This is a genomic window from Bosea sp. 29B (assembly GCF_902506165.1).
Taxonomy (GTDB): Bacteria; Pseudomonadota; Alphaproteobacteria; order Rhizobiales; family Beijerinckiaceae; genus Allobosea.
This window is the reverse complement of sequence record NZ_LR733817.1, coordinates 47,663-64,943: the sequence shown is the minus strand read 5'-3', so window position 1 is coordinate 64,943 and position 17,281 is coordinate 47,663. Positions and strand designations below refer to the sequence as shown.

Here is a 17,281-nt window from a genome sequence, read left to right as displayed (position 1 = left end):
CAGCGACGCGCCTGCACGGCAGCCTTGCGTCGGCGATTTGCTCTCGTTATGAAATGTTACAACGTAACAAAATATGAGATCCGAGATGGATGGCCGCCTTCCCGTCACCGTGTTGTCCGGCTTTCTCGGCGCCGGCAAGACGACGCTGCTCAACCACGTCCTCAACAACCGCGAAGGCCGCAAGGTCGCGGTCATCGTCAACGACATGAGCGAGGTGAACATCGACGCCGACCTCGTCCGTGCCGGCGGCGGCGATCTCTCGCGCACCGACGAGAAGCTGGTCGAGATGAGCAATGGCTGCATCTGCTGCACCTTGCGCGACGACCTTCTGGCCGAGGTCGGCCGGCTCGCTCGCGATGGCCGCTTCGACTACCTGCTGATCGAGGGCACTGGCATCGCCGAACCGCTGCCGATCGCCGCGACCTTCGAATTCCGCGACGAGGACGGCTTCTCGCTCTCCGACCTCGCCCGGCTCGACACCATGGTGACGGTGGTCGATGCGGTGAACCTGCTCAAGGATTACGGCTCGCGTGACTTCCTGCGCGAGCGCGGCGAGACCGCCGGAGAGGGCGACGAACGTACGCTGGTCGATCTCCTGGTCGAGCAGATCGAGTTCGCCGATGTCGTCGTGCTCAACAAGGCCGGCGATGCCGGGCCGGAGGCTGTGGCGCAGGCCAGGCTCGTCATCCGGGCGCTCAATCCGGATGCGCGGCTGATCGAGGTGGATTTCGGCCGCGCGCCGCTGGACGCGATCCTCGATACCGGCCTGTTCGACCATGAGAAGGCGCAGCAGCATCCGCTCTGGCACAAGGAGCTCTATGGCTTCAAAGACCATGTGCCGGAGACCGAGGAATACGGCATTTCCTCCTTCGTCTACCGGGCGCGCCGGCCGTTCCATCCGGAAAAGTTCAACGCCTTCCTGGCGCGGAGCTGGCCGGGGCTGATCCGCGCCAAGGGCCATTTCTGGCTGGCGACGCGGCCCGAATGGGTCGGCGAGATGTCGCTTGCAGGCAGCATCTGCCGGACCGAGGCGATGGGCTTCTGGTGGGCCGCCGTGCCGCGCCCGCGCTGGCCTGACCATCCGGAATGGAAGGCGATTCTGAACCGGCACTGGCACTCGGTTTGGGGCGATCGCCGCCAAGAGCTGGTTTTCATCGGTGCCGGCATGGACGAGCGCGCTATCCGCGCCGGGCTCGATGCCTGTCTGCTCGGCGAGACCCCGACCATCGCCTTCAAGCCCGAGCGCTATCGCGATTTGCCCGACCCGTTCCCGGCCTGGCGCCGCGCCACCGCCGCCTGAGACCTCCCCCTTTCCCGTCCGCCCTGGAGACCATGATGCGTTCGCTTTCCCTGTTGTCCTCGCTCGCCATATCCGCCGTGCTGTCGAGCCTGCCGGCGTTCGCCCATGACCACGCCGTGCTGCGCGGCCGGCTGGTCTTCGCCGATCACGAAAAGCCGGTCGTGCGCGTGCTCGACCTCGACACCGGCGAGGTCACGCACAGCTTCGACGTGCCCAAGGCCAATCCCGGCTTCGCTACCGCGCAGGGTGGCCGTTTCGTGGTGATCAAGACCGGCGACGATGCCGGCACGATCCGCTTCCTCGATACCGGCCTGACGATCGAGTCGCATGGCGACCACAACGACATCGAGAAGGGGCCGGTGAAGCTCGTCGACCTCGTGCTGACTGGCCAGAAGCCGGCCCATGTCATCTCCGGTCATGGCCAGCTCGCTTTGTTCTATGACGGCATCCGTCCCTGGGACGGGCAGAGCACGGCGAAGGCGGTGCTGGTCGTGATCAACGATCTCGCCAAGGACAAGCCGCAGCTGACGGAATGGCTGAGTCCGGGGCCGCAGCACGGCATCGTCGTGCCGATGGGCGAGGGGCGCTGGCTGATGTCGGTGCCGAACCCGGTCTACGTGAAGGGCGAGGACAAGAGCGCCTCGTCGCGGCCGGATGGCTTCGAGATCCTCGACCGGACGAAGGGCAGCTGGGCCAGGCTCGCCAGCTTCAACGATCCGGCCAAGGCCGACGCCTCCTGCAAGCTCTATCACGGCCATGCCGCGGCCGATGGCCGCCATGTCTTCGGCTGCGCCGAGGGGGAGGGCGGCGGGATGCTGGTGCTGTCGCAGGCCGGCGGCAAGTTCGGCGCGCACAAGCTCGCCTATCCCGACGAGCGCCGGATCAGCGCGATCAAGGCGAAGGCGGGAGCAAAGTTCATGGTCGCCAATTACGGCAAGACCTCGCCCTATGACGGGCTGCTCCGGGTCGACCCGACCGCCAAGTCGCTGACCTCGGCCGATGTCCTGTCGGTGCCGGGCGGCCAGTCGGCCTGCCAGTTCGAGCTCTCCGCCAATGGCCGGCGGCTCGCCAATCTGACACCGGACGGCAAGCTCCGGGTCTATGACGTCGCCGCCTGGAAGGAGCTCGCCAGCTTCGACGCCGTGCCGGCCTTCGACTGCCAGTATGGAGCCAAGACGCCGACGCCCTCGCTCGCGGTGGTCGGCGGCAGCGCCTATGTCAGCGACCCCACGAACGGCCGCATCCGCGAATACAACCTCGAGACGCTGAAGCAGGCGCTCGACCTGCCGGTCGAGGGCATGCCGGCCAATCTTGCCGGCAGCGATGCGGGCTGATTGGCCGTAGGCTTCCGTTCAGCATCCGGGGTATAGGCATCCCGGATGCTGAACCGTCTTCCCCGCCACACGCGCCAGGTCATCGCCTATGCCTTTTCGGGCGTGATGGCGGCGGTCGCGCATTATGGGCTACTGATCGGCCTGGTCGAACTCGGCGGGGCCGATCCGGTTGCCGCCTCGCTCGCCGGGTTCGTGCTCGGCGGCGTCGTCTCCTACGCGCTGAACCGCTGGCTGACCTTCGAGGCGACGCGGAGCCATGGCGAGGCGAGCTGGCGCTTTAGCCTGATCGCCTTCGGCGGCTTCCTGCTCACCGGCGTGCTGATGCACCTCTTCGTCAAGGTCGCCGGGCTGCCCTATCTGCCGATGCAGGTCGTCACCACGCTGATCGTGATGATCTTCACCTTCGCAGGGCACAAATTCTTCTCCTTCGCCGATCGCGAAGGGGCGTGATCAGGCCTGCCCGGCGGCGTAGAGCGCCCAGCCGACCAGCAGCAGGCTCGCAAAGCTAGCGACCGTGCGGACATGGTTCCACAGCGTCCACGGGCCGGAATAATTCCGCCAGAGCGTCCGTGCCTGCTCGGGATCGGTGGGAATCGTCGCGATGGCGAGCGCCTCGTTCATCGGCACATTGGCGACGATAGTGACGAGGAAGGTGCCGGCCAGATAGATGATGGCGGCGAGCGCCAGCAGCAGCGCGACCTGCCCGGCGCCCGCCTTCCACCAGAGCCCGGCCGCCACCAGCGCCACCACCGGCGTGCCGAAGAAGGCCGGGAAGAAGATGGCGTTGCGCACGACGATGTTGATGCTCTGCATCGACGCGATCGCGGCCTTCGGATCGACCGCGTCGAGCGCCCACATCACCGACATCGAATAGGCGTAGAAGAAGCCGACCATGGCGCCGGCCAGAGCCAATGTGACGACGGTGAGAGCGAGCGCGAGCGAGGTCATGGCGTCAAACCTCCGGTATGAGCTGCTTCCTGGCCGAGAAGGCCATGCGGTGCGGGTTATGGCCGAAATTGGTACGGCGTGTGACGCCCTTGAAGCCGGCGGCTTCAATGAGCGCAGTGATGCCGACGGCGCTGTAGGTCGACAGCCCATATTGGGCGCGCAGCTTGCGATAGTCCGAGAAGACGGTGCGGACGAGGCCGCCGAGCGCCGCGACGAAGAAGCCGCCGCGCCAGGCGAAGCCGAGCAGTTCGGTCGCATCGGTCAACGGCGAGAGGTCGGGCGGGATCACGTCAGCGAGGATGAGCTCGCCGCCGGGCTTGAGCTTGGTGAGCCAGGTCGCCAGCGCCCGCTTCAGCTCGTCTTCGCCGAGATACTGGATCAGCGAATTGGCGACGACGAGATCGAGCGAATCATCCGGCAGCGCCTCGACCTCTTCCGGCGAGACGACCGAGAGATTGGTGAGCGCGCCGAAGCGGGCTCTCAGTTTCTCGCGGACGGTCGGGGCGGCCTCACAGAGAATCAGCCTGCCAGTCGCCGCGGCGACGAGATCGGCCGAGAGCGCCTCGCCGCAGCCGACATCGAGCACGCTTGCGTCCCTGGAGGGTACGGCGGCGGCGATATCCTGCGCGATGCGGCGATAATGCAGGGCCTTGTGGCGATCCGAGACGTAGATCGCGTGCTCGCCGTTCCAGAAATCACGCCAGGACATCGGGTCTCCGTTTCGAGGGGGCGCCTTCGCGGCTAGCCCTTAGCATGGCCGCGCCGTGTATGCAGAGCAGGTTGATTGCATGCGGGGTTTACGGCACGGCTGGCGAGCCAATAGCCTGCGCGCGACCGACCGGAGCCTGCCCGACCATGCTGCTGTTGCCGAAACTCTTGAAGCGCTCGATCCGCAAGGGCCGCTTGACCGTCATTGCGCCGGACGGAACGCGGCATGTCTTCGGGCCTGGCCGGACCGAGTTCGTCTTCGCCGGCAAGCCCGTCGTCGCCGGCGAGGTGACGGTGCGTTTCAAGGATAGCAAGATCGAGCGCGAGCTCTTCCTCAATCCCGAGCTGGCGCTGGCCGAAGGCTATATGGATGAGCGGATCGAATTCGAGGACGGCTCGACCATCCACGACCTCCTGACGCTGTTCTGGATCCAGCGCAGCGAATTGCGCAAGCACCCGCTGCAGGCGGCGATCCGCAAGATCCGTTTCAAAATCCGGCGCTGGCGGATGCACAACCCGCTCGGCGTCGCCGGCAAGAAGGTCAAGCACCACTACGACATCCCGACCGAGTTCTATCGGCTCTGGCTTGACGAGACGATGACCTATTCCTGCGCCTATTGGCACAGCCCCGAGGTCGGGCTTGAAGCTGCGCAAAAGGCCAAGCTCCGGCACCTTGCCGCCAAGCTGAAGATCGAGCCGGGCATGCGCGTGCTCGATATCGGCTCGGGCTGGGGCGAGCTTTCGATCTATCTCGCCAAGGCCTGCGGGGCGAAGGTCACCGGCCTCAACGTCTCACCCGACCAGATGGCGGCCGCCCAGAAGCGCGCCGAGGCGGCCGGCGTCGGCGATGCCGTCAGCTTCATCAACAAGGACTATCGCGAGCTGACCGGCAGCTTCGACCGCGTCGTCTCGGTCGGCATGATGGAGCATGTCGGCGTCGCGCATTACCTCGAATATTTCGAGAAGATCCGCGACCTGCTCACCCCCGACGGGATCGCGCTCGTGCACTGCATCGGCCGCGTCGGCCCGCCCGGTTTCACCGGCCCGTTCTTCGACAAGTACATCTTCCCCGGCGGCTACGCCCCGGCGCTGTCGGAGGTCTTCGCCGCAGTCGAGCAGACCGGGCTCTGGCATTCCGACTGCGAGTTCTGGCGTCGGCACTACCACTGGACGCTGGAAGCCTGGCGCGAGCGCTTCATGGCGCACCGGCCGGAGGTGGTGACGATGCTGGGCGAGCGCTTTGCGCGGATGTGGGAGTTCTACCTCTCCGCCTGCTCGATCTCCTTCGACATCGGCGGCGACATGGTCTTCCAGCTGCTGCTCGGCCCGCACAAGAGCGCCGTCCCGGTGATCCGGGACTACATCACCGACGCCGAAGCCGAGCTGGAAAAGCGGGGCTTCTGACGATGGTTGGACAAGAGCTGATCGGGCAGGTCTCCGACCTGCTGCGCGAGGTCGCGGCCGAGGTGGTGATGCCGCGCTTCCGCAAGCTGGCGGAGTCGGAAGTCCGGGTGAAATCGCCGGGCGAAGAGGTCACGATCGCCGACGAAGAGGCCGAGCGGCTGCTCAATCTCCGGCTGCCGGCGCTGCTGCCGGGATCGCGGGTAATCGGCGAGGAGGCGGTCTCGGCGCAGCCGGAGCTGTTGCAGGGGCTGGGCGAGGGCACGGTCTTCGTCGTCGATCCCGTCGACGGCACCGCCAATTTCATCAAGGGCAGCCCGTGCTTCTCGATGATGGTGGCGCTGCTGCGCGAGGGCGAGCCCGTCGCCTCCTGGATGCTGAGCCCGGCGACCGGGACGCTCCATGTCGCCGAGCGTGGTTCGGGCGCCTGGGTCGATGGTGAGCGCGTCAGGGTTGCGCAGGCGCCGCAATGGACCGGGCTGCGCGGCGGCGTGCTGACCCGCTTCCTGCCGGCCGAGATCACGGCGCGGGTCAAGGCCAATGGCCGGGATCTTGCCATCACGCCGGGGATGCATTGCGCCGGCGAGGAATATCCGGCGATCGTGCGCGGCGAGCAGCATTTCGTGATGTTCTGGCGCGGACTGCCCTGGGACCATGCGCCCGGCACGCTTTTTCTCGAAGAGGCCGGCGGCCGGGCGGCCCGCTTCGACGGGCGTCCCTACAAGCCGGCCGAGCAAGGCTTCGGCATCCTGGCTGCGCAAACGCCCGAGCTGTGGGACGAGCTGCAGCGGCGGTTGTTCGCGGAAGGCTGAGGCGGGCCGACGAGAAAAAGCACCCCGCCGGCTTCCGCCGCGAGGGTTCGATGCTGGACGCCATCCGAGGGAGGGCGCGGGGCCAGGCGGCGTCGCAGTCGACGGCTGCGTGCCGAATGTCGATGTCGATGATGTCGAAGCAGCGTCACTGGCCACTGCCCGAACCCCGCGCGCGGTTCTCTATGAATTGCCGTCATCTGTTTATGTCCGGCGGGACCGGGACCGCATGTCCCGAACGACGACAACCCTCCGCAGCTACTTTGGACCCGCAACGGTCCTTTCGCCACGAAACACCGCTCTCCCGCCCGGCCTCATGATGCCTCGCGAAGCCCCCTCGGTTCGGGCGGGACGGGGAGAAGCATAAGCCAGGTTTCGGGGGCGGGGATTGATTGGGGATTTGTCCCCGTCCGCTCGACCGTCATGCTCGCCCTTGTGGCGAGCATCCACGTCTTGGGCACCATTCTCACCGACGAAAGACGTGGATGGTCGGGACAAGCCCGACCATGACGGAGAGGAGTGGGAACCCCTTGCTTCAATGAATGGTTCTGTTCGCATGGCATCGGTAATTTGCAAAACTAAGGAATTGACCTAAGTATTGAGTCCCGCTATCGATGCCGCCGGCGAAGGGGCCGAGGGGGACATCGTGACACCGCACATCGGATCCAACGCACCACAGGCGGCCAGTGCCGTCATCGTGGACCAGATCTTCCGGGCTCTGTCGGATCCGACGCGGCGCAATGTGCTGGAGCGCCTGACAGCGCGGCCGGCCTCGGTGAGCGAGCTCGCTGCGCCCTACAAGATGGCCCTGCCGTCCTTCGTCGAGCATCTGAAGGTGCTCGAAACCAGCGGCCTGGTGCGCTCGCACAAGGCCGGGCGGGTCAGGACCTACGAACTGGCCGCCGACCAATTGAAGCTCGCCGAGGATTGGCTCGGGCGCCAGCGCAATGTGTGGGCGCGCCGGCTCGACCGCTTCGACGCCTATGTCATGAGCCTGAAGGAGGAAGAGAACAAATGACCTTGCCTGCGATCACGATCAATCCCGAGCTCGACCTCGTGCTCGAACGCAAGCTCGACGTCCCGGTCGAGCTGGTTTGGCGTGCCTGGACGACGCCAGAGCACCTGCGTAACTGGTTCGCGCCCAAGCCGTGGACGATCTCCGCCCTGGACCTCGACCTGCGTCCCGGCGGCGCGATCAACTTCACCATGCGCTCGCCCGAGGGCCAGGAATTCGCCAACACGCAGTGCTATCTTGAGGTGAAGCCGCTGGAGCGGCTGATCATGACCGACACGCTCCTCGGTGGTTATCGGCCTTCGCCGAATCCGTTCTTCACCGCCATCCTCGACCTCGCCAGGGACGGCAACGGCACGCATTACCGGGCCGTCGCCATCCATGGCAGCGATGCCAGCCGCAAGCAGCATGAAGAGATGGGCTTCCACGAGGGATGGGGCACTGTGGTCGGCCAGATGGTCGAGTACATCAAGGCTGGGCACCTGCGGGCCTGAGAGCCCGGTCGGTCATGAATGCAACGACGCCGGCGCTTTCTTGCTGAAAAAGGCGCGGGTCGTCCCGGGCGACCGCAGGGAGACCCGGGGCCCATTCCGGAGCCTTATTCCAATAGGCTCAGGAATGGGTCCCGGATCGGCGCGGCTCCGCCGCTTGTCCGGGATGACAGCGTGATGGAAGATGACGGCCTGGTCCTTCTGGGCTCGCAGGCGATGCGCGGTGATAGGCGCATCGTCGCCGGTCTTCCATCTCAAGGAATGAGCCTCAGAGATTCTGCTGCAGAATCCGCCCGTTCGGGTGGACGCAGATCAGCTCCAGTCGGCCGTCGCCGACATTCTCGAAGCGATGCGGGATGTCGGGCGCGGCGACGACGACGTCGCCGGGATAGCCCCGTGTCCGTTCACCACCGACAGTGAACTCGGCCTCGCCCTTCCGGACGATCCAGGTCTCGGAATAGGGGTGGACGTGCAGCATCGAGCCCTGGCCCGGCTCGGCGTCGACGATGAAGAACGAGACCGGGCCGCCGAGCGCTTCGCCTTCGAAACGCACCGTGCGATTGGCGCCGCGCTGCTGATCTTCGGACCGAAGGACGTTGAACATGACTGCCTCCCTGGCTGATCGCGTCAATTTACCTTGACGGAAAGATATCTAGCTGAGAGATATCTTTCCGTCAAGATAATTATCTTTGTGCCAAGATATCTCAGCGAGCGACGGGCAGCGGAAGACCATGTCGATCGCCTGCGCCGGCAACGATCCTGGGAATCGAAGCAAGCCGGGCGGGAGTGCAAGGTGGTCAGTGAAGGCACGTCATGCTCGGGCTTGACCCGAGCATCTCAGGCCGGAGGGGGCTCCGGCCTGCGCCTTCTCGTCATGAGATTCCCGGGTCAGCGCTGTGCGCCGCCCGAGAATGGCGATGGCTTCAGCGCTTCAGGTTGACGAGCACGACGCCGGCCAGCGCCATGGCGCCGCCGATCAGGCCGAGCGTGGTCGGGACCTCGCCGAGCCAGAGGAAGCTGATCAGCATCGCCGCCGGCGGCACGCAGTACTGGAAATTGGCGGCGCGGGCGGCCGGCAGGCGCGACAGGGTGATCGCCCAGGTGCCGTAGGCGACGACGCTCGAGACCAGAGCGAGCCAGACCACCGACCAGATCGCCTGCGCCGGGGCGGCCGGCAGTTGCTCCAGCGCGCCGGGCAGGAAGGGCGTCAGCGCGAGCCCGCCGAGCGCCATGTTCCAGGCCGCGACCGTGAGCGGCTTGTGGCGGGCGAAGAGCGGCTTCTGCACCACGGTCGAGACTGAATTGCACAGGGCGGCGCCGAGGATCAGCAGGACGCTGACGCCGATGTTGAGGTCGAGCCCGTTGCCGACAGCGATGACGCCGATGCCGGCGAAGGCCAGTGCCGTGCCGGCCCACGCCAGCGCGCTGAAACGCTCGTTCAGGACCAGCATGGCGAGCGCCGCCGTCATGATCGGGTTGGTGTTGATGATGAAGCTCGCCGCGCCCGCCGGAACGACGCGCTGGCCGAGATTGAGGAAGATCGCATAGAGCGCGATGAAGACGATGCCGCCGGTGAGGAAGCGCCAGATGTCGGCGCGCTCGGGCAGCTTCGGGCGCGTCACGATCAGGAAGAGCGCGGCGAAGACGCCGGCGATGGCAAAGCGCAGGGCGGCGAGTTCGAGGGCGCCGAAGCCGGCAAGACCGGCCCGGATCGCCGGGAAGGACGAAGCCCAGGCGATCACGGTGAAGGGGATGGTGAAGAGTAGCATGGCGTCGAGGGTGGAGCCGGGCCGGGAGGACGCGGCGGAGGGGACGGTTGTCATGGCAGGCCTCAAAGGCTGGTGACGGTTCGCCTTCGGATAAGCGCTTCGGCGAGCTGATTGACAAACGAGTAATTCAATGACGAGCTGTGAGTATGGATCACAACTCGCCACTTCCGCCATTAGACACGCTGCGCGCCTTCGAGGCCGCTGCCCGCTCCGGCAGTTTCTCGGCCGCGGCCGAGGCGCTGAACCTCACCCATGGCGCGATCTCGCGGCAGGTCGCCAAGCTCGAGCACTGGCTTGGCCTGCGCGTTTTCGAGCGCCAGGCGCGCGGCGTCGCGCTGACACCGGAGGGGCAACGCCTGTTCCAGCGCACGCAGGAGGCCTTCTCGGTCTTCGCCGATTCATCCGACCGGTGGAGCGAGCCGCGCGGGGCGGCGGTGGTGCGCTTCAGCGCGACGCCGTCGGTCTGCTCGCTCTGGCTGATGCCACGCTGGCAGCTTCTGGAGAGTGGCGATCCCGCCGTGCGGATCATGCTGCAGGTCGACCATCGCAAGGTCGATCTCGAGGAGGAGGGCATCGACCTTGCCATTCGCTGCGGCCGGGGCGGCACGCCGGGCCGGGTCTCGGTGCAGCTGTTCGAGGAGTGGTGCTATCCGGTTGCCTCGCCGGAGCTGGCCAAGGCGATCGGTGAGGGCAAGCCGGAGCGCTTCCTCGACCAGCCATTGATCCATGATTCGGACGCCGCCGGCTGGCGCGCCTGGTTCAATGCGCAGGGGCTCGACTTCCGGCCGCGCCAGCAGGACCGGAGGTTCGAGGACTACAACCTCGTGCTCGACGCCGCCGCCAGCGGACTCGGCGTGGCGCTATCGCGACCGCCGCTGGCGCAGGCGCAGGTCGATGCCGGGCGGGTCGTCAGGGTCGATCGGCGTACAGCGCTCAATCCGGTCTCCTATTGGCTCGACCGGCCGATGGGTCAGCCGCGCCCGGCTGCCATGGCATTGGCGGCAAGGATCGCCCATGAGGCCGGGCTGTCGGCGGGCAAGCTCGCGGGGTTCCTCAGGCAGGAGGCGAAGGCGGCCTGAAACGAACGTGCGAGGTTTGGTTGTGGGTGTGAACACCGGTTCACACTCGAATTGACGCCGGTTGCGCTCGGTCTCATCTCTCTCGCAGAGGTTGAGATTCGGGAGACTCACCATGCCGAAGCTGGGGCTGTTTTATAGGGGCAAGGGCGAGAGCACGGAGATATTCACGAGCATCTATGATGGGACGACGTGGGCGGGCGACACGAGCATATCAAGCCAGCGCGGTGGCATAACTCCCAAGACGAAAAGCGCGCCGGCTGCTTGCCTGTATAATAATCGGATTTTGATGGTTTATAACGGCCATCTCGGTAGCAATATATTCATGTCGTTCTTTGACGGGGTGACCTGGGGTAGCGACCAGAAAATCAGTGATCTTTCAAGAGAGGTCGACCCTAAGACAGACCAGGCGCCGACTCTGGTCGTCTACAATGACCTTCTGTACATGTTCTATGTCGGAGCCGGAAGCACGACCATCTACGGCTCCTGGTTCGACGGCTGGCAGTGGCATGGCGATATCCCGATCGGCACGAAGTCCGGCAGCACGGTGAAGTCGGACCAGCCTCCCACGGCCGTTGTCTTCAACAATAAGCTCTACCTGATCTACAAGGGCGCCGGTGTCGTGAAACTCTACGCAGCCTGGTTCGACGGCGGCGATTGGGACGGCGACAAACCGATCAGCGAATTGCCGGGCGGGATCGACCCCTGGTCGGATCGAGGGCCTGCCGCGGCTGTCTTCAACGACAGGCTCGTCCTGATCTACAAGGGCGCCCAGAAGGACGGTCTCTTCATCTCCTGGCTCGACGGGAGCACCTGGTCGGGCGACCAGAAGCTTTCCGACCAGGCCGGGCATCTTGATGCCCGCACCGATAATGCTCCCAATCTTCTGGTCTTCGACAACAAGCTCTGGCTGGCCTATCGCGGGCGCGGCAACCCTGCGATCTTCATATCCTGGTTCGACGGCAGCAGCTGGTCGGGCGACGTGTCGATCGCGAGCCGGTCCGGCATGATCAATCCCGAATCCAGCTTCGGCCCGGGTCTGAGTCTGATGCCGTTCCCGGATCCGGTCGTGACGACCGGCTACCGGGTCCAGCAGACCATGGACATGCACACCAAGCCGATGCCCGCCCCAGCAGGAGGAGGCGCGGTCAAGGGTGGGATGGTGGCCAAGGTCGGCCCCGGGGCAGTGGCGGCCGTCCCCGCCAGAAGCGGCGGCGATCAGCCTTCGCCGATCCTCGACCCCTTGATCTGCGACATCAGCCTGATGGGGACGCATGACAGCGCGGCGATCAACACCTGGCTGCCGACGACGGCCTATGCCTGCCACAACATGTCGATCACGCAGCAGCTCGAGGCCGGTGTTCGCGTTCTCGATGTCAGGCTGAAGGTGCAGAAATCGGACTCGACCTTCACATTCGTGACCTGCCACGGGCCACACAGCGGCGGCACCCCGATCAACGAGTATCAGTCCTTCGTGTCACTGCTGGACGAGTGCCGTGCTTTCCTGTCCTCGCGGACCTGGGAGTTTCTGGTGATGTCGTTGAAGATCGACGACTGGAACAGCGTCGATCCGGGTCGATACGGAGCTGCCGTCTATGACGCGCTGCGTGCAGTGCTGCAGGCCTATCCTGTGATCGTCAACAAGTCCGATATCCCTCATCTCAGCGAGGCGATGGGGAAGATCTACCTGATCAATCGCATCAATGAGGACCTTTCCCTCGGCGTGCCGATGAACTTCGGCGATAATCGGGACGGGTTTTGGCTGGAGCCAACCGACAAGCGCCAGTTTCGTGTCTACATTCAGGATCGCTACAAGGGCTTGCCGCTGATCGATCCGTGGAGCACGAAGTTCCAGCTCTTCATCGACGCGGTGAAGCAGCCGCGCCAGCGCGGCGAAATGCTGATCAATTTCGGGAGCTCGACCTATCTGGGCGTCGGCAAGCTCAACATCCAGGGCAGGCTGCTGGAATATCTCGGCGTGCTCGCGAACCGGCCTACATCGTTCGGCTGGTCACTGTTCGATTACATCAACGTGACCTATCCGACCAACGCCTATCCCGCTCTCACCGTCACCCAGATGGTCAACGCCGCGACGTCCAACTACCGGGACTTTCCAAGCGCCTACTTCATGCGCGGGAACGGTCGAGACTGCTACGACGGATAGGGCAGCCCGCCAGCCAGTTCCGTGACAGGTGCCGACGGCCGAGCCGCCGATGGTTCTTCTGTCCTCGCGAGAGATTGCCGGGCCCCGTCCAGATGCGCCCGCATCTCCTCGGCGAGCGCGAAGAAGCGATCGCGCACCGGCCGCGCATGCGGGTTGGCCTGCTCGATGGCAAGGAAGACCGCCGGGCTGTCATGGCGCACCATTTCGGTCGCGCGCATCAGCAGGTCGAAGCTCGCCGTGGTCATGCGGCGCGGCAGCGGCTCCATCCGGACCAGGATCTTGGCGATCAGATGGGTCAGGCCCTGGACCATTGCCGCTTCGCGATCGTGAGCTTCCGGCGTGGTCATGATGACCTTGAGGCGCAGCACTTGGCGCAGGAAGGCGGCGATGCGCCAGGCACTGCGGCCTCGGATCGGGCAGATCGCGATCTTGAGGCCGGCAATGCCGTCGCGCCCGCTCTGCGGCCCGAAGAGCGGATGCGTGCCGACGATCTCGACGTCCTCGGGCAGCTCGGCAAGCATGGTCATGGCCGGGCCGATCTTGACCGAGCCGACATCGACGACGATCGCGCCGGCGCGCAGATGCGGGCGCAAGGTCGCGATCGCCTCGGAGAGGGCGGCGACGGGTACGGCGAGGATGATGATGTCGCAGGCGGCGATCTCGGCCGGATCGGCGGCGATGATGCCGCCGGCGGCTGCATCGGCCGGCAGCGCCGGATCGAAGGCGAGCAGGCGGCAATGCGGCTTGAGGTGACGGGCGACCAGGCGGCCGAAGGCGCCAAAGCCCATCAGGCCGACGGAAGGATTGGTGGTGTTCGGGATAAGCATCGCGTTGTCCTTGGGGAGGGCCGCGATGCCGGGTGACTGCCTGAATTCAACCGCCAGCGCGGCGGTTGAGCATGGGAGTGCGACCGCCTTCTATGAGGACGGCGCGTAATAGTTGCGGGCGAGCAGGCAGGCAAAGGTCATGGCGCGCATAAAGCGCGGGCGCGTCGCCCTGTCAATCACAGCGGCCAACTACAGCGGCGGGGAATAGTCGGTCGGCAGCAGCACGCGGTCCTCGATCGCGCCGACGAGGTCGCCGTGCTCGATGACGCTGATGCGCCTGATCTCGATCCATTCGGCGTCGGCCATGAAGCTCGCCCAGCGCGCCGCCTTGGTCTCGAGGTCGGGCCAGGCGAGGAGATAGGCGAACTCGGTACGATCAGCGCTGCGCGTCTCCCACATCGACAGGATGCGGAAGCCGTGGCGAGCCATGATCCGGCTGGCATGATCACGGAAGCGGGCGTGGAATGCCGCCTTGTTGCGCTCGAAGATCTCATTGATGCGCAACTGGTGGATCATGGCACCCTCCGTGATCAGGCGGCCTTCTTCGCCTTCTCCGCCTCCATCAGCTCGACGAAGCGAGTGAAGAGGTAGTGGCTGTCCTGCGGCCCCGGCGAAGCCTCCGGATGGTGCTGGACACTGAAGGCCGGCCGGTCGTTCAGGGCAATGCCGCAGTTCGAGCCGTCGAAGAGCGAAACATGGGTCTCGGTCGCGTTGGCCGGCAGCGTCGCCGGGTCGACGGCGAAGCCGTGGTTCATCGAAACGATCTCGACCTTGCCGGTGGTCTTGTCCTGGACCGGATGATTGGCGCCGTGATGGCCCTGCTTCATCTTCATGGTCTGGCCACCGATGGCCAGCGCCATCATCTGGTGGCCGAGGCAGATGCCGAAGGTCGGGATCTTGCGGTCGAGCAGTTCCCTGATCACCGGCACGGCGTATTCGCCGGTCGCGGCCGGGTCGCCCGGGCCGTTCGACAGGAAGACGCCATCGGGATTGAGGGCGAGGATATCCTTGGCCGAGGCTGTCGAGGGCACGACCTCGACCTCGCAGCCGGCCTTGGCCAGCAGGCGCAGGATGTTGCGCTTGACGCCGTAGTCGATCGCGACAACGCGGTGCGCCGCGCTCTCGCGCTTGCCGTAGCCGCGCGGCCACTGCCAGGGCGTCTCCTCCCAGTCATAGCGCTGGGTCGCGGCGACGAGCGGTACGAGGTCGAGCCCGGCCATGTCGGGCAGGGCCGCGGCCTCCTTCTTCAGGGCCTCGATGTCGAAATTGCCGGCCGGATCATGGGCGATGACGGCGTTGGGCATGCCGTTCTCGCGGATCAGCGCGGTCAGGGCGCGGGTATCGACGCCGCAGATGCCGACGATGTTGCGGGCCTTGAGCCAGGCGTCGAGATGCTTCGCCGAGCGCCAGTTCGAGGGCTGCGTCACCTCGGCATGCAGCACGATGCCGCGCACGCCGGAGGAGGCGGCGGCATTGACCGTCTCGGTGTCCTCTTCGTTGACGCCGACATTGCCGATATGCGGGAAGGTGAAGGTGATGATCTGCCCGGCATAGGACGGGTCGGTCAGGATTTCCTGATAGCCGGTCATCGCCGTGTTGAAGCAGACCTCGCCGGGAGCCTGCGCGGTCGCGCCGAGGCCGAAGCCTTCGAGCACCGTGCCGTCGGCCAGCACCAGCACGGCAGTCGCGCGCGGCTCGACCCAGCCCTCTTGCCAGCCCTGGGTGGCGGGGTTTCCTTCGTGAGCGGTCATGTCTATGTCTCGTCCAGGCCGCTGGAAGCTGCGGCAAGCGTGAAGGCTGCGCGAAACGGCGCTGCCGGTCTGGAGCGCGAGCCTTAATCAGGCGGCCGCGCCCCGTCAATGAATGAAGAAGGTTCGTAACATCATGTCCACTCTGCGCGAGCAGTTCACTGCCGACCTCAAGACCGCGATGAAGGCCGGCGAGAAGGGCAAGGTCGCCGCCATCCGCCTGGTCCAGGCCGCGCTGAAGGACAAGGACATCGAGGCACGCGGGGCCGGCAAGGGCGAGGCCACGGCCGACGAGATCCTCGCCTTGCTGCAGAAGATGATCAAGCAGCGCCAGGAATCGATCGCGATCTACGACGCCAATGGCCGCCCCGAGCTCGCCGACGGCGAGCGCGCCGAGGTCGCGGTGATCTCCTCCTATCTGCCCAAGCAGATGAGCGACGAGGAGATCAGGGGAGCGATCGAGGAGGTCATCGCCGAGACCGGCGCATCCGCCGTCAAGGACATGGGCAAGGTCATCGGCGCGCTGCGCGCCGCCTATGCCGGCCAGATGGACTTCGCCAAGGTCTCCCCTATGGTGAAGCAGTTGCTGGGCGGCTGATCCGCGGGCGGCATTTTCGCCAGATCGACGGGCAGCCTTTCGGCAAAGGAGGCTTCCGATGTCGAAACGGTCGATCGTTGTCGTCGCGCTCGGTCTCGCCTTGCAAGGCCCGGCTGCGCTTGCTCAATCAGAGGGCTGGGGCACCGGCTACCAGATGGGCACCTCCTATGCCGGGGTGAGCGGCGCCGACGGGACGCGGCTCACCTTCTATTGCGGCGATGCGGCGGCGGCCCGGGCCAATCCGGCGATTGCGAGCGGCCCCTATCTGATGGCCGTCCTGCCCAAGACGCAGCTCAAGGACGCCTTGCCGTCGGCGGTCGAGATCGTGGCTGACGGCAAGGTGACGCGCGTGCCGGTCACGGCCCAGGCGGGTATCGACGAGGTCGAGCTGACCTGGAAACCCGACGGCAGTTTCGGCGCCGCGCAGATGAAGCCGGTTGTGGCAGCCTTACGCGATGCGAAGCGGATCGAATTGCGGGCCGGCGACGCCGCCGTCCTGCTGCCGACCGAAGGTGTGGCGAAGGCCCTGGCGGACGATCCGCTGCAGTGCCCTTAGATCACCGCGCGTCCAATCGGACGCGATAAAGGTGATCGATCTTCGATGCTGTGGGGCGCTGGCTGCTCAAGGCGAATAGCTCGTGCGCTGCATCACCCGCTCCTCGATCCCGCCGACCAGGCGGCCGTGCTCGGCGGAGGTGCGGTCCTTGATCGCAGACCACTCTGCGTCCTGCATGAAGCGGGCCCAGCTCTGGCGCATGGTCGCCTCGTCGGGCCAGCGCAGGACGTAGATGAATTCGGTACGGTCCTTGGTCCTGGCCTCCCACATCGCCGCGATGTCGAAGCCATAGGTCTTCATGATGCGGGCGGCGTGGTCGCGGAAGCGGGCGTGAAAGGCCTCCTTGTTGCTCTCGAAGATCTCGTAGATGCGCAATTGCTCGATCATGGTCGCTCGTTCGGTTGCCGAGGTCGGGATGGTGAAGAGGGCGGCCGCGGTCAGGGCCGCGGCGATCAGGCCCCATCGTCGCAAGCGGTGTGGCATGGCGAAGACACTCCTGCTGTTGCTGTCGAGGAGAGGTTGCCAGCCGGGATCTCTGCG

Annotated in this window: 19 protein-coding genes; 11 read left to right on the top strand and 8 right to left on the bottom strand. The window is 65.7% G+C overall.

Annotated elements, in window-relative coordinates; genetic code table 11:
* Positions 1–85 precede the first annotated feature (85 nt).
* The 3 genes from zigA to GV161_RS00355 are packed head-to-tail and all read left to right on the top strand — an operon-like array spanning position 86 to position 3,084.
* Complete coding sequence (gene zigA, locus GV161_RS00365; RefSeq protein ID WP_244623897.1) at positions 86–1,300, top strand: zinc metallochaperone GTPase ZigA; 1,215 nt, start codon at positions 86–88, stop codon at positions 1,298–1,300.
* A 35-nt stretch (positions 1,301–1,335) separates the two neighbouring features.
* Positions 1,336–2,634 (top strand): hypothetical protein, encoded by a 1,299-nt coding sequence (locus GV161_RS00360; protein ID WP_152012367.1) that lies wholly within the window; start codon positions 1,336–1,338, stop codon positions 2,632–2,634.
* Between the two features lie 45 nt (positions 2,635–2,679).
* Entirely contained in the window at positions 2,680–3,084 is a 405-nt protein-coding gene (locus tag GV161_RS00355; RefSeq protein ID WP_152012368.1) for a GtrA family protein, read from the top strand.
* On the opposite strand, the gene GV161_RS00350 is transcribed toward GV161_RS00355, so the two are convergent.
* On the bottom strand, positions 3,085–3,582 hold the full coding sequence (locus tag GV161_RS00350) for an anthrone oxygenase family protein (protein ID WP_152012369.1): 498 nt from the start codon (positions 3,580–3,582) through the stop codon (positions 3,085–3,087).
* 4 nt (positions 3,583–3,586) lie between these two features.
* Complete coding sequence (locus tag GV161_RS00345; protein ID WP_152012370.1) at positions 3,587–4,291, bottom strand: class I SAM-dependent methyltransferase; 705 nt, start codon at positions 4,289–4,291, stop codon at positions 3,587–3,589.
* A 146-nt stretch (positions 4,292–4,437) separates the two neighbouring features.
* Between GV161_RS00345 and GV161_RS00340 the strand changes: the two genes are divergently transcribed.
* The 4 genes from GV161_RS00340 (at position 4,438) to GV161_RS00325 (ending at position 8,006) form a co-directional block, all read left to right on the top strand.
* A complete protein-coding gene (locus GV161_RS00340) occupies positions 4,438–5,694 on the top strand; it encodes a cyclopropane-fatty-acyl-phospholipid synthase family protein (RefSeq protein ID WP_152012371.1) in 1,257 nt (418 codons plus the stop codon).
* Positions 5,695–5,696: 2 nt separating this feature from the next.
* On the top strand, positions 5,697–6,503 hold the full coding sequence (locus GV161_RS00335; RefSeq protein ID WP_152012372.1) for an inositol monophosphatase family protein: 807 nt from the start codon (positions 5,697–5,699) through the stop codon (positions 6,501–6,503).
* Between the two features lie 643 nt (positions 6,504–7,146).
* Complete coding sequence (locus GV161_RS00330; protein WP_244623898.1) at positions 7,147–7,518, top strand: metalloregulator ArsR/SmtB family transcription factor; 372 nt, start codon at positions 7,147–7,149, stop codon at positions 7,516–7,518.
* Positions 7,515–8,006: an SRPBCC family protein gene (locus GV161_RS00325; protein ID WP_152012373.1), complete on the top strand. Its 492-nt coding sequence runs from the start codon at positions 7,515–7,517 to the stop codon at positions 8,004–8,006. The genes GV161_RS00330 and GV161_RS00325 overlap by 4 nt, the downstream gene beginning before the upstream one ends.
* A 265-nt stretch (positions 8,007–8,271) precedes the next feature.
* On the opposite strand, the gene GV161_RS00320 is transcribed toward GV161_RS00325, so the two are convergent.
* Together GV161_RS00320 and GV161_RS00315 are read right to left on the bottom strand one after the other, a co-directional pair.
* The gene (locus GV161_RS00320; RefSeq protein WP_152012374.1) at positions 8,272–8,607 is read right to left on the bottom strand and encodes a cupin domain-containing protein; all 336 of its coding nucleotides are present in this window, start codon (positions 8,605–8,607) and stop codon (positions 8,272–8,274) included.
* A 319-nt stretch (positions 8,608–8,926) separates the two neighbouring features.
* The gene (locus tag GV161_RS00315; RefSeq protein WP_244623899.1) at positions 8,927–9,826 is read right to left on the bottom strand and encodes a DMT family transporter; all 900 of its coding nucleotides are present in this window, start codon (positions 9,824–9,826) and stop codon (positions 8,927–8,929) included.
* A 92-nt stretch (positions 9,827–9,918) separates the two neighbouring features.
* Between GV161_RS00315 and GV161_RS00310 the strand changes: the two genes are divergently transcribed.
* Both GV161_RS00310 and GV161_RS00305 read left to right on the top strand, forming a co-directional pair.
* Complete coding sequence (locus GV161_RS00310; protein ID WP_152012375.1) at positions 9,919–10,851, top strand: LysR substrate-binding domain-containing protein; 933 nt, start codon at positions 9,919–9,921, stop codon at positions 10,849–10,851.
* A 112-nt stretch (positions 10,852–10,963) separates the two neighbouring features.
* Positions 10,964–13,012: a hypothetical protein gene (locus GV161_RS00305; protein WP_152012376.1), complete on the top strand. Its 2,049-nt coding sequence runs from the start codon at positions 10,964–10,966 to the stop codon at positions 13,010–13,012.
* On the opposite strand, the gene GV161_RS00300 is transcribed toward GV161_RS00305, so the two are convergent.
* From GV161_RS00300 to carA, 3 genes are all read right to left on the bottom strand, one after another.
* Positions 13,000–13,839: a prephenate dehydrogenase gene (locus tag GV161_RS00300; protein ID WP_152012377.1), complete on the bottom strand. Its 840-nt coding sequence runs from the start codon at positions 13,837–13,839 to the stop codon at positions 13,000–13,002. The genes GV161_RS00305 and GV161_RS00300 overlap by 13 nt on opposite strands.
* A 189-nt stretch (positions 13,840–14,028) precedes the next feature.
* The gene (locus tag GV161_RS00295) at positions 14,029–14,355 is read right to left on the bottom strand and encodes an NIPSNAP family protein (RefSeq protein WP_152012378.1); all 327 of its coding nucleotides are present in this window, start codon (positions 14,353–14,355) and stop codon (positions 14,029–14,031) included.
* A 14-nt stretch (positions 14,356–14,369) separates the two neighbouring features.
* The gene (carA, locus tag GV161_RS00290) at positions 14,370–15,590 is read right to left on the bottom strand and encodes a glutamine-hydrolyzing carbamoyl-phosphate synthase small subunit (protein ID WP_152012379.1); all 1,221 of its coding nucleotides are present in this window, start codon (positions 15,588–15,590) and stop codon (positions 14,370–14,372) included.
* Positions 15,591–15,723: 133 nt separating this feature from the next.
* Between carA and GV161_RS00285 the strand changes: the two genes are divergently transcribed.
* The gene (locus GV161_RS00285; protein WP_152012380.1) at positions 15,724–16,185 is read left to right on the top strand and encodes a GatB/YqeY domain-containing protein; all 462 of its coding nucleotides are present in this window, start codon (positions 15,724–15,726) and stop codon (positions 16,183–16,185) included.
* A gap of 58 nt (positions 16,186–16,243) precedes the next feature.
* The gene (locus GV161_RS00280) at positions 16,244–16,741 is read left to right on the top strand and encodes a hypothetical protein (protein ID WP_152012381.1); all 498 of its coding nucleotides are present in this window, start codon (positions 16,244–16,246) and stop codon (positions 16,739–16,741) included.
* 66 nt (positions 16,742–16,807) lie between these two features.
* Here the strand turns inward: GV161_RS00280 and GV161_RS00275 are convergent, their stop codons facing one another.
* On the bottom strand, positions 16,808–17,224 hold the full coding sequence (locus GV161_RS00275; protein ID WP_244623900.1) for an NIPSNAP family protein: 417 nt from the start codon (positions 17,222–17,224) through the stop codon (positions 16,808–16,810).
* Positions 17,225–17,281 lie beyond the last annotated feature (57 nt).